The 15,572-nt window shown below is 45.9% G+C and carries 11 protein-coding genes; 6 read left to right on the top strand and 5 right to left on the bottom strand.

Features of this window, described 5'->3' with window-relative positions:
• The 3 genes from QUA77_RS26415 to QUA77_RS26425 all read right to left on the bottom strand — a co-directional run.
• Positions 1-1,967 (bottom strand): two-partner secretion domain-containing protein (locus tag QUA77_RS26415; RefSeq protein WP_333453500.1); only part of this gene is annotated, 1,967 nt, incomplete at its 3' end.
• Between the two features lie 830 nt (positions 1,968-2,797).
• A complete protein-coding gene (locus QUA77_RS26420) occupies positions 2,798-4,555 on the bottom strand; it encodes a DUF3352 domain-containing protein (RefSeq protein ID WP_333453502.1) in 1,758 nt (585 codons plus the stop codon).
• Between the two features lie 306 nt (positions 4,556-4,861).
• Positions 4,862-5,953, bottom strand: coding sequence for a hypothetical protein (locus QUA77_RS26425; RefSeq protein WP_333453504.1), 1,092 nt, complete (start codon positions 5,951-5,953; stop codon positions 4,862-4,864).
• A 263-nt stretch (positions 5,954-6,216) separates the two neighbouring features.
• Between QUA77_RS26425 and QUA77_RS26430 the strand changes: the two genes are divergently transcribed.
• Positions 6,217-7,455, top strand: a complete 1,239-nt coding sequence (locus QUA77_RS26430; RefSeq protein ID WP_333453506.1) for an LL-diaminopimelate aminotransferase — start codon at positions 6,217-6,219, stop codon at positions 7,453-7,455.
• A gap of 262 nt (positions 7,456-7,717) precedes the next feature.
• The gene (locus QUA77_RS26435) at positions 7,718-9,100 is read left to right on the top strand and encodes a DUF4041 domain-containing protein (protein WP_333453508.1); all 1,383 of its coding nucleotides are present in this window, start codon (positions 7,718-7,720) and stop codon (positions 9,098-9,100) included.
• Positions 9,101-9,198: 98 nt separating this feature from the next.
• On the opposite strand, the gene QUA77_RS26440 is transcribed toward QUA77_RS26435, so the two are convergent.
• Positions 9,199-9,435, bottom strand: coding sequence for a helix-turn-helix transcriptional regulator (locus QUA77_RS26440; RefSeq protein WP_333453517.1), 237 nt, complete (start codon positions 9,433-9,435; stop codon positions 9,199-9,201).
• A 218-nt stretch (positions 9,436-9,653) separates the two neighbouring features.
• Here QUA77_RS26440 and QUA77_RS26445 point away from each other — a divergent pair, with 218 nt between their 5' ends.
• Both QUA77_RS26445 and QUA77_RS26450 read left to right on the top strand, forming a co-directional pair.
• Entirely contained in the window at positions 9,654-9,917 is a 264-nt protein-coding gene (locus tag QUA77_RS26445; protein WP_333453510.1) for a hypothetical protein, read from the top strand.
• A 165-nt stretch (positions 9,918-10,082) separates the two neighbouring features.
• Positions 10,083-10,724 carry a Uma2 family endonuclease gene (locus QUA77_RS26450; protein WP_333453512.1) on the top strand — a complete coding sequence of 214 codons (642 nt, stop codon included), beginning with the start codon at positions 10,083-10,085 and terminating at the stop codon, positions 10,722-10,724.
• Between the two features lie 44 nt (positions 10,725-10,768).
• Here the strand turns inward: QUA77_RS26450 and cofH are convergent, their stop codons facing one another.
• Entirely contained in the window at positions 10,769-11,914 is a 1,146-nt protein-coding gene (cofH, locus tag QUA77_RS26455) for a 7,8-didemethyl-8-hydroxy-5-deazariboflavin synthase subunit CofH (protein WP_333453514.1), read from the bottom strand.
• Between the two features lie 140 nt (positions 11,915-12,054).
• Between cofH and QUA77_RS26460 the strand changes: the two genes are divergently transcribed.
• Both QUA77_RS26460 and QUA77_RS26465 read left to right on the top strand, forming a co-directional pair.
• Positions 12,055-13,272 carry a glycosyltransferase gene (locus QUA77_RS26460; protein ID WP_333042063.1) on the top strand — a complete coding sequence of 406 codons (1,218 nt, stop codon included), beginning with the start codon at positions 12,055-12,057 and terminating at the stop codon, positions 13,270-13,272.
• Positions 13,273-13,385: 113 nt separating this feature from the next.
• Positions 13,386-15,176 carry a glycosyltransferase family 39 protein gene (locus tag QUA77_RS26465; RefSeq protein ID WP_333453516.1) on the top strand — a complete coding sequence of 597 codons (1,791 nt, stop codon included), beginning with the start codon at positions 13,386-13,388 and terminating at the stop codon, positions 15,174-15,176.
• The last annotated feature ends 396 nt before the right edge of the window (positions 15,177-15,572 follow it).

Genomic DNA, 15,572 nt, shown 5'->3' on the forward strand with positions numbered 1-15,572 from the left:
GCTGGTGTTGGCGCTGGTGTTGGTGCTGGTGTTGGTGCTGGTGTTGGTGCTGGTGTTGGTGCTGGTGTTGGTGCTGGTGTTGGTGCGGGTGTTGGTGCGGGTGTTGGTGCTGGTGTTGGTGCTGGTGTTGGTGCGGGTGTTGGTGCGGGTGTTGGCGCTGGTGTTGGTGCTGGTGTTGGTGCGGGCGCGGGTGTTGGTGCTGGTGCTGGTGTTGGCGCGGGTGTTGGTGTTGGTGCTGGTGTTGGTGCTGGTGTTGGTGCTGGTGTTGGTGCTGGTGTTGGTGCTGGCGATACTGAAGAAGCCGTAATGTTAATTTGGGTTGGCTGTACTATCTGAGGCTCGGGGCTGAAATAACTTCCCTGTGTAATGACATTTTCCTTCTTTGGACCCCCAGTGGCAATGCTGCCAGCAGTACCGTTGAGTTTGTTATAGTCGGGCCCGATACTGAAAAGAGTGTTCGAGGCTTCCCCGCCGTGGCGAATGGTGATATCTCCACCATTGGCGCTACCAGTCGTGGATGCGGAAATGCTGCAAGCTTGCGACAAGCAGTTGTTATCGTTTGTGAAAGTGCCTGTAGCTCGGAAATTACCGCCGGCTGTAATGTCAATCTCTCCTCCGCCTGTTCGGCCTTCGGTGTTGATATGGGTTACTTCGATGTCGTCGCGGGCGTTGAGAGTGACTGCGCCTCCTTGTTTTTCTTCGGAGTTGGCGTCTATGAACCCTGTTTCAATGCTGCTTGAGGGTGCTGCAATAATAACGTTTCCGGCGTTGCTGGTTTTGTCGATCGAGCTTGCGTTGATATTGCCTGTTTCTACTTTTCCTGTACGGCTGGTGACGGTGATGTTACCGCCTGCGGTGGTGTCAGAGTGGGAGTCGAGATCGGCAGTGCTAATGTCTCCACTAGCTTGTAGGGCGATTGGGCCACCTTGGGAAGTTGTCAGGTTTCCGCTGGCTGCAATGCTTTTGGCTGCTTGAATTTCGATCGCCTGAGCGTTTGCATCTTTTAGTGCCACGTCCCCCGCAGCTACGGCTCGGTTAGAGGCCGTGAGTACCACTTCACCGCTGGCATTGACGCTGATGCCTGTAGCGTTTGTTTCACCGATGCCTGTGAGCAGTTCGGGCAAGGATGCGATCGAGAATGTCGAAGCTGTGCTGGATCTTTCTGTGGTGCTCGTCGCTGAGGGCGGCTCGATTTCCAAACTCAGCAAATTGCCTCGCTGGCTGACGCGCACTAAATTTGTCCCGGAGACTGATGCTACGGTAATTTGACCGTCTGGGGCAGAAAGGCTGCCTGTGCTGACAACGGTACCGCCGAGCAAAGTTAAGTTCTGTCCTGACTTGACTGCTAAGTCTGCCGTGCTGATAATTGCCCCTGCCTGATCGGCCCCAAAAGAAAAGGAATTGGGCGCGCCTGTCAGAGATGTGTAAGTGCTACTACCGACAGCGTTAAACGAGTTAGAACCAAATCCAATAGCGGTGGCGGTGGTTGCTGTGAAAGAAGCCGGCACGTTTAAGCTGGCACTGTTGCCAAATATGATGCCGGATGGATTCATCAGAAACAAGTTAGAATTGCCGCCGGTTACTTGAATTAAGCCGTTAATAATCGACGGGTTTCCGCCGCCTATGCCCGCTAAAATGTTGCGAATGTTGGGGTTTGATATAAAGTTGGCAATCTGATTTTCCGACAAGCCGAATTCTGTAAAGCTGTGGAAAAGATTTTGTTTATCGCTCGATAATTGTCCGCCTTCAATGTCGAAGCGAGTTGGCTGCCCAGGAGTTCCATTTTGGGGTGCGGGAGTGACTGTTGTGTTCGTTCCTTCTGCCGCTGGAACAATGGTTTGACCTTCGGCTTTTGCTTGCAAAAAGTAAAGATTTATTAAGATAATTGGCAGAGAAACTGCCAGTTTGCTTATTCTTTTTTTCGACAGGAATTTAGCCTTTATTTGAATATTTTTGGCGGTTTCCATAGGTTTTTAATGGGTAAAATATATACACAGAAATTAGGTAAATAAACCTAGTTTCTCTGAAAAATTGGAGTTAAAGGCTGTATATTTATGAAGCTAGCGGGTTTCGGACTGCAAGTGCGTTCCCGACTCACTGAGGAAAATTTCCCTGTAAAATTTGCCTCTGCATTTGCAATTCCCCGAGCGTATCTTCTCCACAATCTAAATATAACTCGCAATGCCTAGAAGCTGTATCTTCCGGATGACATATAAAAAAGCTGGCTTTCCTAGACGCACTCCGACCCCTAAAAACCGTTTTTTTTTACATTAGTGAGAGTTTGAAGGAAGTATGGCTGTTTAAAAAATCGGCTTCTGCGCCCAGAACTGACCGGGAAAAATCCACGTAAAAAATTTTTCCTTTCCTTTTATAAAAAAGAACAAAAAAAGCCGGCTCTACAATTGCCGACCCTTAAAATGCTGACAAAAATAAGAAGTCCAAGACGCAACGCGTACCTAAAGTGTAGGGTGCGTCAGAAACGGTCGATTGCTTCTTCATTCCTGGACGCAGAAACCCTGTTTTTTTACGAAAACACTTCGTTGCAGCCCCAGGCTTAAAAAACTCGGTTTCTTTGGTAGTCGTGGACGCGAAGCTGCATAGAAACCGGGTTTGTTAACGAAAATAATTCGTTGCAGCCTGCAGAAACGATAAAAAAACCCGGTTTCTTTAGTCTGTATCCGTAAGTCCTGTCCTTGCTTCTTCCTTGTTCCTTCTGGCGGCTGCCTTTCGGTTTTAATCTGTCGCCCTGTTGCTGTTTAATGGGGTGTCCAGGCGGATTTTTTGAATGATTTAAGAGTTAGTTGGGAGAAGTTTGGACGGTGGGCGATGGACTGGGTGAAGCAGGGCGCGGTGAAGCAGGGCGCGGTGAAGCAAGGCCCGGTGAAGGAGTGGATTGGTTGGATTTTTTGAGGCCGACAAAAGCGTCGTAACGGGTGGTACGATCGCCAATGACGGCCGCTGTAACGCCGATCGACCGCGTGGCGTCTATCCACATTTTTTGGTTGGGAGGAAACTCCGGCAAAGCTAGGTTTTTCGGGTTAAACGCACTCTCGATGTCGATGAAGAAATTGCCGTTGTGGGGTTTAAGTTGCGATCGTACAGTTTTCTGGAACAGTTCGCTGCTTAAAAGCGGACTTTTCGGTTCCGGAACGATCGCATCAACCACGGGAGCTCCTACTGTCATAAACGCTACATCGTTCATCCAACCGCGAGTTACCGTAATCCCTCCAAACGGCGATGTCCATTTTGTCGCAGGTTTGCCGCCGACTTGAATTTCCTCAACTCTAAACCCTTTCATTTTCATCGTTTCATCAAGCTGTTTCAGGGATTTGTTGGCAGCGCCCCGGTTGTTTGTTTCCACCATAAATACAAATCCGGCAGCAAATTTGTCTCTGGGATTCTGGGCGGGCGCTGGTATTAATGATAGAGAAAATTCTCCCGCCATCCAGTTCATCAAGTCTTTATCTAAATCCATGCCAGTAGTGGATTTTAAACCTGTGCGTAAAACTTGGGGATTAATCGGGGAAATCGGGTTTGCCTCGGCTCCCACTACGTAGTCTTGCCACAAACGCTGCAAGTTGCCACCGGATACCATCATTATTGTATTGCTTGGCAGGCGGTTAACCATTTTTAGAGCATTGTTTTCTACTGCTATCCTTCTGGTAGAATCTGGTTTTAACCAAGAGACTGATTTGAATCCAATTCCTTCTGCTTCCAGCGTCGCTGTGGTGGCAAATCCCTGATTTTGTTGCAGTTTTTCGAGGTTTTCTGGCGAAATTTCACGGGCTGAGTTGGCGGCAGCATAGGCGGCAGCAACGGGCATATTGACGTAGATTTGAGCGAAGGCGCCCGGACTTTTTATTTTGTCTATGGCGTCTGCATAACCAGGGGTTTTTGCTAGGGATGGTTCGCCTTTGTAGGTGTCGATTATTCTGTCTGTAGCGCTAGGATCTGTGGTGACTGCTAGATAGTTGGTGCCCAATACCGCGACGGAAAAATTGCGATCGGGTACGCCTTGAGTTTCTGTGACTTGCACGCCTTTATAATTACGCTCAACTATTTTTCCTTGGCTGAGAGGCCTGGGTTTTGTTAATAATTCTTTGGCTTTGAGCGGGTTGGCAATTGGCAGGATAATTGCCACTGACTGTTGAATTGGCGGAGATGGGGGCGTATTGGGTGGGGGCGGGGGGGCTGGTATAGCTATTTTGTTGCGGAGAAAAGCCACCATTGCTGTGTTACCCACCCAGGGTTGAATGTCTTGCTGGTAGGCGTAGCCGTTGCTTGTGAGGAGGCGATCGCGCATTTCGCTTAAAAACCTCTCAAACGAAGCTTTTGACTCGGGCGTGCCAAACTCTCGCAGTCTATTCCACTGCGATTCATCGGTGGTGAGGGATAGGGCCATCATCGTATCTTGCGGGACAACCGTTGCCCCCGCCGGCAAATCTTTGGCGGGCCCACGGGAAAGGACGAGGTAGTAGGTGACAAAGCCTAAACCGATCAGAAGTGTGGCGGCTCCGATCGTAAACAGCAGGGAAGATTTATCTTTCTTAAACATTATTCGTAAGGTTCTGGTGCTCGCAACATGATAGATTATTTTCTTGGCTCATGTAACAGATACATTAGCAGATACATTTAACCGGGCAAATCTAGGAAAGTTGACTGTTGACTGTTGACTGTTGACTGTTGACTGTTGACTGTTGACTGTTGACTGTGAGCCTAAAAACAGAAAATTCTGCTTATATTTGGTGGCAGATTGCAGGAGACTTTACCAGAACGATGCTACCGGATTTGATATAAGTCAGTGTAAGGAAACCCCACACAAAAAATGTAGCAAGACTTTTGTGAAATGGTATTAACTGAATCAGTTTCTGGCCTTAAAGTCTTTAAAGATAGTTTGAAACGAGTACATCAGCCGGTGGACATCGTTTGTGGCTCTAGGAAAAATGTTTAGTTCCCATTTTTTGCGAGCGGTTGTTAGCAGTTTTGCTACGGATTGGGAGTAACTGTTAGAAATGAAATAGCTGCCGCCTTCGTAGCGAATATCTGACGCTAAGCCGATAAAAGCACCAGCCATTTCTAGTTTAAGTTCTGAGGTGCTGTGTTCGGATTTTACTGCTAAAATTACCTGCGAGTGCCGGGGTTCGCGGTTGAGCAAGCGGCAGATATTTGCTTCTTTTTGGTACAAAATTAAAACGTTGCAGTTGTGGAGAACTCCGGCTCTACCTTGGATTTTTACTCCTAGGTGAACTTCCAGGGCTGGTTTGTCGGGAAATTCGACAACAGCATGAGTGTATGGATGTGCAGTTCCGTGGATTTTTCCCGCCGTTTTTCTAAATGTTAAATATTTCGGTGTTTCGTCGTCTAAAACATTGTTGTAATAAATAGTCCCGCCTTCATTAGCAACTGCTTTTAGCAGAATAGTGAATAGGTAAGTGTCAAAAATTCGGGATTGTTCTGCTGCTGTGTTAAAATCGGGATCGATCGAGCTTTTTAATTTGCTTTTAATTTCGGAATTTACGGCGTAGTTGCTGGGCCCGGAGGGCAGTTTTTCGAGCAAATGCTTGAGGGCGATCGCCTGTTTGTGGCGGGGGGCTGTGACGCTGGAGGTAAACTCAATTGTTTTGGCAGTTTCGGCACCTGAATTGGCAAAGGTAATTTTTGTGCCGAGGGGAGAGGTTTCTGATTCTACTTTCAAGAAATAAGCAATTTCGTCTTCCATTTCGGAAGTGTTGACCGTCGCTTGTTCGACAGCATTAATTAACAGCAAAAGTTGTTCTTTTGCGGTATAATCTTCTATCTTGAGCAGGGGTGTTTTTCTTTTGAGCGATCGCTCTTCTATTACTTTGCCTATCTCTACAGTATCCGCTACTTGTTGAACTACCCAACCCAAGTTAAACTCATTCAGAATTGCGGCCAGTTCTTGATAGAGTTTGGCGTACTCGATCTCGTCCATAATTGTTTCTGCGCTGCCTACTATTCTGATTATACAAGCAGATTTGATTTTTTGGTCAATGGCTGGTGAGCAACTAGGCAGATTGGCTGTGATGGCGGAGTATCGAAGTGTTTGAGTGTCCGAGTCGGGAAAATCTTTCTCTTCCCCGAACATCCATCCGTTACATCCGTTAAATCCCGTACACTGCTGGTTGCCGAACTTCCTGCTGCTTGAGAGAGACAATTGGGAGTAAGCTATTCTACGACATTTGTAGCGATCGAACTATGGCAACTATCAACGACAACTACCTCAAACTCAAAGCCGGCTACCTGTTTCCCGAAATTGGGCGCAGGGTGAAAGCCTATGCGGAGGCGAATCCCGAAGCGCCCATCATCCGGCTGGGGATTGGCGACGTGACTGAACCGCTACCGGCTGCTTGTCGGGAGGCGATGGTGAAGGCGGTGGAAGATATGGGCTCGCGGGATACCTTTAAAGGATACGGCCCGGAACAAGGTTATGAGTGGCTGCGGGAGAAAATTGCCGAGCACGATTTTAAGTCGCGGGGATGCGATGTTGATGCTTCGGAAATCTTTATTTCTGATGGTTCTAAGTGCGATTGCGGCAATATTCTCGATATCTTTGGCAACAATAACACGATCGCAGTTACCGATCCAGTTTATCCGGTGTATGTAGACACTAACGTGATGGCCGGACACACGGGAGATGCCAACGAAAATGGTGAATACGGCGGCTTAGTTTACCTGCCAATCACAGCGGAAAACAATTTTACTGCGGAAATTCCCACCGACAAAAAAGTCGATTTAATTTACTTGTGTTTCCCGAATAACCCGACGGGGGCAACTGCAACGAAGGAACACTTGCAAGCTTGGGTAAATTATGCTAAAGCTAACGGTTCGATTATTTTCTTCGATGCTGCCTACGAAGCGTATATTACCGATCCGAGTTTACCGCATTCTATCTACGAAATTGAAGGGGCGCGGGATTGTGCGATCGAATTTCGTTCTTTTTCCAAGAATGCTGGTTTTACGGGTACTCGCTGCGCGCTAACAGTTGTACCGAAGACTTTGACTGGAAAAGCGGCAGATGGTTCCGATGTCGAAATTTGGAAGCTGTGGAACCGCCGCCAATCTACTAAGTTTAACGGCGTTTCTTACATCGTGCAGCGCGGTGCAGAGGCGGTTTATTCGGAGGCTGGCAAGGCACAGATTCAGGCTTTAGTCAATTTTTACATGGAAAATGCTGCGATTATTCGCGAGAAATTGACAGCGGCGGGAATCGAGGTTTTTGGTGGCGAAAATGCACCTTATGTGTGGGTGAAAACGCCTCACGGTTTGTCGAGTTGGGATTTCTTTCAAAAGTTGCTGGAAACTTGCAATGTGGTGGGAACTCCGGGCTCGGGTTTTGGTGCCGCGGGCGAGGGTTATTTCCGCATTTCGGCGTTTAATAGTCGGAAAAATGTGGAGGAAGCGATGAGACGGATTGTGGAGAAGTTTAAGGTGTAAAAGGGCGAGAGATAAGTCTTTTTGGGGCGGGCAAGATGCCCACCCCACAAGAAATTGATATGTTGTGGAACAGGCATCTTGCCTGTTCTTGAAAATGGTGAAAGATGTAAGTTTTGGAAAGTGCGATCGGCTGATTGTCGCAAACTTCACTTGATGCGGATGAAAATGTGCTAAGGGCGATCGGGTTAAATTTCCGGAAACTTGGCTGATTCACAAGCTTACAGTTATATTAAGACGTATTCACTTAGAAAGGCAGATTCATATGTTGTCAACACTCCTCACACTAGCAGCAGTAGTTCTGGCTGCCGCCTTGACATACACGCAACTAAAACTAGCCAAACAGAAAAAGCTGTTACGTAAATATGATTCACTCTTTTCCAAAGAGGAGTTTGAACAGAAATTAGATTCTAACATAAATCTCAAACAAGGGGAACTCGACCAGCTTACAACCGAGCAAGAAAAACTAAATGCTAAAATTAGAAACCTCCAGCAAAAACTCAGTGAGGTGGAAGAATCAGCATCCGTTCAATCTTTCGGATTTTATAAATCAAAGTATGACTTTGGCACTTCTGAAGAATACAAGCACCGACTGGAGGAAATTAGAAGGCAGCAAAGTAAAATGCTGAAAGATAAGACTGCGGCTATCTGTCCTGTACCGTGGCAAGTAGATGGCAGCCAGAAAAAAGGCAAGAAAATGACCGATGACTTTCTGACGCTGATACTGAGAGCATTTAATGGCGAATGCGATGCTGCAATTCTTCAGGTTAAATATAACAATGCCATTAAATTAGAAACCCGAATAAACAAAGCTTTTGAAACCTTGAATAAGCTATCAGAAACTACTCGCTCTCAAATCATGCCTAGTTATCGCGCTCTCAAACTAGAAGAACTATATCTTACTCACGAGTTTCTGGAGAAAAAACAGGAGGAAGCTGAAGAACAGCGGAGAATCAGAGAGCAAATGCGCGAAGAAGAAAAAGAACGCCGGGAGATAGAAAAAGCGAGAAAAGATGTGGAACAAGAAGTAAAACGTCGCGAACAAGCTTTAGAAAAAGCTCGCCGAGAAATCGAACAAGCTACAGGCCAACAGAGAGAACAATTAGAGCGAAAAATTCAAGAAATAAATCAACAACTTCAAGAGGCTCTTGCCAATCAAAGCCGGGCAATTTCTCGCGCTCAGATGACTAAAGCAGGATATGTCTATATCATTTCAAATATAGGTTCTTTTGGAGAGAATGTTTATAAGATTGGGATGACGCGAAGGCTTGAACCAGACGAGCGCGTTAAAGAACTAAGTGGAGCGTCTGTTCCATTTCCCTTTGATATTCATGCAATGATTTTTTCGGAAAACGTTCCAGAAACAGAGAATTTATTGCATAAATATTTTCGAGACAAAAGCGTCAACAAAGTTAACGAGCGCAAGGAGTTTTTCAAGGTTTCATTAGATGAAATTACCTCGGCATTTGAAAAAATTGCCGAACAAACTAAAACTGTAAAAAAAGCTGAAATTAAATTTACCAAGGTTGCTGAAGCAGAACAGTATCGCAAAACGCTAGCTATAGAACTAGGTGAAATTCAGCCTCCAGATTCAACTTATACACCGACGTGGGATGAGGGGGAGGAAGAGTCCGACGCAGACGAATAAGCAATTCAAAGGCTATGGAGTCTACGCAATGGGACAAACTATCCGAAAACCAAATAAGTTCGTTTAAATAAAACGCCTCAATTATAATATTCCATTTTCTATCCATCAGCATCGCTAGGAAAACCAAATTGGTCTGGTAATTCACCAGAGGTAATTTGCAGAATCTCTAGCAACTTCTTGTATTGAACAGGCGTTAGCTTCGGTACAGATCGCCCAGCTTCCCAGTTCCTTACAGTTGTTTCCGTAACGCCAAGTGCGTCTGCTAGCTGCTTTTGGGTTAACGATCGCTTAAGTCTGAGCCGCATTAGTGGCGATCGCTCTGATTTTTCCGGCATTTCCACAAGCAGCTCGATCCTTACCGTAAATTAATTTACGCAAATCAATTGACGGTTAACCGTAAATTGGTTTACGCTAATAAAACACATAAAGACGAGACAGCACCAGCTAAGCCACTTGTGCTGTAGGGGAATTGCTGTCTTTTCTTCAACTTGTTATTGTACGCGGTTTTACCGTTACAAAGCATCAAACCTATCCAAAATTATGGGTCAAAGCTATGTTCCAAGATTCATCATCGAACCAAACATCGCCCCAAGTTTTAACCAACGAAACCTTGGAGGGCGATCGCGAAGCAGTCCGTCACGTCATCATCGGTTCGCCGCTGGGGGTACACCGAACTATCCACCAACTGCACGCCTTGCGTTACGAGGAAGCTGTTCGTTGGACTCATCCGATCGCCATTCCCGACAATCGCATCATTATTACACCGGAACAGGGAGAAATCATGAGTCTGTTAGTCAAATTAATCCGGCTGCAATGAAGTCATAAATGTGCGATCGATCTTTCTAGAATTGAGTCAAAAGTGCGATCGCGAATCTCTTCTCGTTGCCGTGCTAAACTCAACAGATATATCAAAAAACTCTTGTGGGGTAGGCATCCTGCCTGCCCTTGGCACAAATTTAACGACTAGCTCCTAATTCAGCTTATGATTGTTATCACCCCCGTGCTCAAACCTGTTAGCCAGATTGAGCTTGCTCCCGGTAGTGTCATAACTATTCCAAATGTAAGTTGGCTGGAGTTTGAGTCTATTTTGCAGGAATTAGGAGAAAAGCGAAGAACTAGAATTGCCTACAGCAAGAATACCTTAGAAATTATGGTTTCCTTACTAGATAGGGAAATTCCGAAAGATTTAATTTCCGATATTGTAAAATTTTTACTCAAGTCAGCGGGCAGAAGATATGAACCCTTTGGTTCTACTACTTTCAAGCGGGAAGGTGCAGCAGGAGTTGAACCTGATGCTTGCTTTTACATTCTAAATTATCAGCGGATGATTAATCGCCGCCGGCTTTTACCGGACGATCCGCAACCGGATTTGGCAATTGAGACGGATGTTACTTCTAAAACTACGATCGATGCCTATAAAATTATTGGAGTTCCAGAAATATGGGTTTATGACAGCGGCCGACTTCACATTTATTTGCTGCAAAATGGAGAGTATGTAGAATCGAATATTAGTCCGAACTTTCCAGAAATCGCGCTGGTCCAACTGATTCCTGCTACAGCGGAACGTGCTTGGCAGGTTGGAAATTTGCAAGCGCTAGAAGAATTTGAAAGTGCGATCGGCTAAACTCGTAGCAGACGTTACGCACTTCGGACTTCGCATCCAAAAAATTACCCAATTACTGCAAAATTGTCAACCCCTAAAGGTCGATAAATTGTATCTCTTTGCTGATAATCCCGCCCCAAAGAACGAATCGCATTTTGCAAATCTTCGACAGATTGACAACTGCCGCCAACCGCACCGGCCATCGTTGTAATATGCTCTTCCATCAACGTACCGCCGATGTCGTTGCAGCCCCATTTCAGCGCTTCTGTAGCTCCATCTAAACCTAATTTTACCCAACTAGGTTGGTGATTGGAAATCAAATTTCCCAAGAAGATTCTCGATACAGCGGTGAGTAACAATGTATCTGCTAAAACTGGTTGGTCGCGCCCGACTCGACTCCGCAAAGGAGCCGGTGCTTGCTGTCCGACAAATGGTAGTAAAATAAACTCTGTAATGCGTGCAGGATAGTTTTGGTCGATCGCAGTTTGTTGGAGCGATCGTACTTTTTCTAAATGCAAAACCTGCTGTTGGGCCGTCTCAATATGCCCGCAAAGCATCGTACTCGTTGTCGGCAAACCCAGACTGTGAGCAGTTCCCACAATTTCCAGCCAAGTTGCCGAATTTAGTTTTTCCGGGCAAATCACCCGTCGCACAGAATCGTCGAGAACTTCCGCTGCAGTTCCCGGCATCGAACCGACTCCTGCATCCCGCAAAGCCGAAATTACATAGCTGAAACTAAGATTATCTTGTCTGGCAATAAACTCTATTTCTTGCGGCGAAAAAGCGTGCAAGTGCAACTGAGGAAACTTATCCTTAATGGTTTTCACCAATTGCAGATAATAAGGCAAAGATGCGCCGTTGAGCTTAGCTTGAATATTTAAGCCGCCCTGCATACAAATTTCCGTCGCACCCCGCTGCACTGCATCAGTTGCCTTTTCCTGAATTTGAGCTGCATCTAACCAAAAAGCGCCCTCATCTCCCTCGTCGCGGCGAAATGCACAAAAACTGCAATGCTGCTCACAAATGTTAGTAAAGTTAATATTTCGATTGATAACGTAGGTGACAGTATCCCCTGATTGTCGGCGGCGGAGCAAGTCAGCGGTTGTTTGAATAGAAGCTCGCGCATCTGGCTCTGTTTGCTGCAAAAGTACCAAGGCTTCTGCAGCAGAGATGTTATAACCTTGTAAAGCTCGATCGAGAATTGCATCCACAGTTTTATTTTTAACTCAATTACAGAATTACTGACTAGAATTAAGGCGTTTTTATATTTTAACGAATCAATTATGGAGGAACGATATTTTACAATCTCAAGTCTTACAAAACCATCCTTTATTTTTTGCTAAATGAAATTATGGGCCTCAACCAAGCAAATCACCTCTTGCCAGTGCCGTCTGGGCTTTTGCGAATTCCTGCTATAGAGACTTTCAATTCAAATTTTACAGAGGCCGACACACCGCCAATTTATTTTTCCCTCGTCATTCCCACCTACAACGAGTGCAAGAATGTCAAGAGTATTGTGGAAAAATTGAGCCACTTGCTTGATGGCAGTATTCCTGGCAACTACGAATTAATTGTAGTCGATGACAACAGCCCCGATCGCACCTGGGAAGTCGCCCTGTCCCTGACACCGGAATATCCGCAATTGCGGGTGATGCGTCGGGAAGAGGAGCGGGGACTTTCTACAGCGGTGATTCGCGGGTGGCAGGCAGCTCGGGGGGAGGTTTTGGGCGTCATCGATGCCGACTTGCAGCATCCCCCGGAGACGCTATTGCAGCTTTTAGCAGAAATTCAGCGGGGAGCAGATTTAGCTGCTGCCAGTCGTCACGTGGGCGAGGGCGGGGTGAGCGACTGGAGCGTTGTCAGGCGATTTTTATCGCGCGGCGCTCAAACCGTGGGGTTGGTGATCCTGCCGGGAGTGGTGGGCCGAGTTTCCGATCCGATGAGTGGCTATTTTATGGTGCGCCGCACTTGCATAGCCGGCAAAACCATGAATCCTGCTGGTTACAAAATATTGATTGAAGTGCTCGGCAGGGGCGACATCCGCTGGATTGGAGAAGTTGGTTACGTGTTTCAGGAGCGGCAAGAAGGGGAGAGCAAAGTTACCTGGAAACAGTATATTGAGTATTTGCGACATTTGCTTCGGTTGCGGTTTGCCCGCTGGCCGATGGGCCGATTCCTGCGGTTTGGCGTGGTTGGTTTCAGCGGCGTTTTTGTGGATATGGGAGTTTTTTACCTGCTGCGGACTGTCCTCGGTTTGGGGCTGACTCGCAGTGCAATCTTTTCTGCTGAAGTGGCAATTATCAATAATTTTTTGTGGAACGATTTGTGGACTTTTGGTGATATTTCTAAGCGGCAGCCTGGAAAGCGCCAGCGCTTGAAACGGCTGTTGAAATTTAATGTGATTTGTTTGATTGGCTTGATTATGAATGTGCTGCTGGTGAATGTGCTGTTTAATGTTTTTAAGGTAAACGAATATTTGGCTAAGTTGATTGCGATCGCAACTGTGACTCTGTGGAACTTCTGGATCAATATGAAGCTGAGTTGGCGGGTGACAGACGTTCAAAAATAGTTGTTAGTTTGGCTATTCGTTAGTTGTTAGTAGTTATTGGCACTGACAACTAAAAACTCCCAACTGACAACTGACAACAGCCAACTGCCAACTGCCTTGAGATGAATGAATTAATGATTAAGAACAAACAACTGTTGTTGCTATTTCTGTGGACGGCGATCGCCTTTATTTTGCGCTTTGCCAATTTGGACTCGAAACCGCTGTGGACAGATGAGTTTTCTACTCTAGTTTTTAGCTTGGGCAACAGTTTTCGAGGGGTGCCGATCGATCGCGCGCTCGACCTTTCTACATTATTACAACCCCTGCAATTCCGTCCCGGTGCTGGCATTGCAGATGTCCTAAACCATTTGCTGCTAGAAAGCAATCATCCACCAGTGTATTTTATGCTCGCTCATTGGTGGATGCGACTGTTTGGGCCGACCGAGGATAGTATGGTTTGGATAGGGCGAGCTCTTCCTGCATTATTGGGCGTGATTTCAGTTCCCGCTATCTACTTTTTGGGCAAGTTTGCTTTTAATTCGCGTTTAGTCGGTCAATGTGCTGCTGCGATGATGGCAGTTTCTCCCTACGGCATTTATCTCGCTCAAGAAGCTCGCCATTACACTTTAGGAATATTATTAGTGATTGCCTCTCTTTTTTGCCTCACATTAGCTGCAAAAAAGCTGCAACAGCGCGCTCCTATGCCTATTTGGGTGGTGCTACTTTGGGTAGTTGTTAATTGTTTTGGAATTGCCGCTCACTATTTTTTTACACTGGCTTTGTGTGCGGAAGCAATAGCATTAATTGCTGTAATCTGGCAGCAGTTTCATGGAAAGTTGCCAATTGACAACAGCCAGCAGCCTAATATTTGGCAATTTCAAATCCTCTGGCGGTTTTTCGCAGTAGCGATCGGCACTTTGGCTGGCGGTTTAGTTTGGCTGCCGGTATTTTTGTCAAATAAATACGGCAGCGAACTAACTAATTGGATTGTCAGCGGCGATCGCACATTTTTAAATTGGATCGCGCCGATTTTTCAAGCTTTAGCTGGATGGATCACTGTCATGTCTCTGCTGCCGGTGGAATCGCCCAATTTGGCAGTAGTAGTTGCATCGGCGATCGTAATGACAATATTTTTTATATTGGTGCTTCCCATCCTGTTTAGCGCTCTTAAAAAGTCCTTAACAACGCCGGATAGTCGTTTAGGTACTGTTATTTTCGGCGGATTTGTCATAGGCTCAATTTTCCTATTTTTCAGCTTTGCATATATTTTAGGGATTGACCTAACTCGCGGGGCTCGATACAATTTCGTCTACTTTCCGGGGGTGATATTGCTTTTAGGAGCAACCTTGGCGGTTATTTTTAACACACCTACAGCAAAAAGTCAATGGTTTAATTTACGGGCGATCGAAGTTCCGGGCAAAAAAGCAGTGGTGCTAATTTTAGCAATGGGTTTTTTTAGCGGTGTCACAGTAAATTCTAATCTCGGCTATCGCAAATATTACAAACCAGACCTTTTAATTCCGATTATCCGCGAAGTATCGAAAGTTCCCGTGTTAATTGCCACTACTCAAAAGACTCATGTAGAAATAGGAGAGTTGATGGGGATAGGGTGGGAATGGGAAAGAAGTTCGGCAACGGATTTTGTAGCGGATGTAACGGATGTAACGGATGTTAGGAAGAAAGAAGAAGTTAAAGCCTTTGATTCTCCGCTGTTTCTTTTGGCTAATCAAAGAAGGGATGGGCCGGAAATAGCGGCAGGGACACTTGACAAAACACTCAGTCAATTAGAACGTCCGCTGGATGTGTGGCTGGTTAATTTTCGCGTACCTGTCAATCTAGAAGCACAAAAATGTCAGGTTGAATCGCGCAAGTTGCAGGCGGTGGATGGGTATGAATATCAAGTTTATCACTGTTCTAGCTCATAGGTAAGTTTTAGGGGAGGGATGGGTCGATCGCGCTTTGGATTAAAATAATTAAAATAAGTGCGTTAGCTAAGCTTGCCGCAGCAATCTATCTTTCATGGCAGTAAAATTTTGGCAGCAGAGGTAGCCGATAAAACTTTGAGTAACTCTCAGTATGATCAACTTTCTGATTGAATTAAATCGCCTACAAGTGGATGTCGTTTTATAGCTTTGTCAGCGGCCCAAATATTAATGACTCTCTCTCGATTTAAGACTAATGCTGTAACTGTAGCTCGTCCAATTGGAGTCAAACCAACTATTGATAATCCATCCGTAGACCAAATCTGGGGGGGTGACAACCCACCCAAAACCCATAGCTAGTAAGGATTGAGCCAACTTGTGGTAAAAAAAGATAGGCAG

Source organism: Microcoleus sp. K5-D4 (assembly GCF_036704575.1).
GTDB lineage: Bacteria > Cyanobacteriota > Cyanobacteriia > Cyanobacteriales > Microcoleaceae > Microcoleus.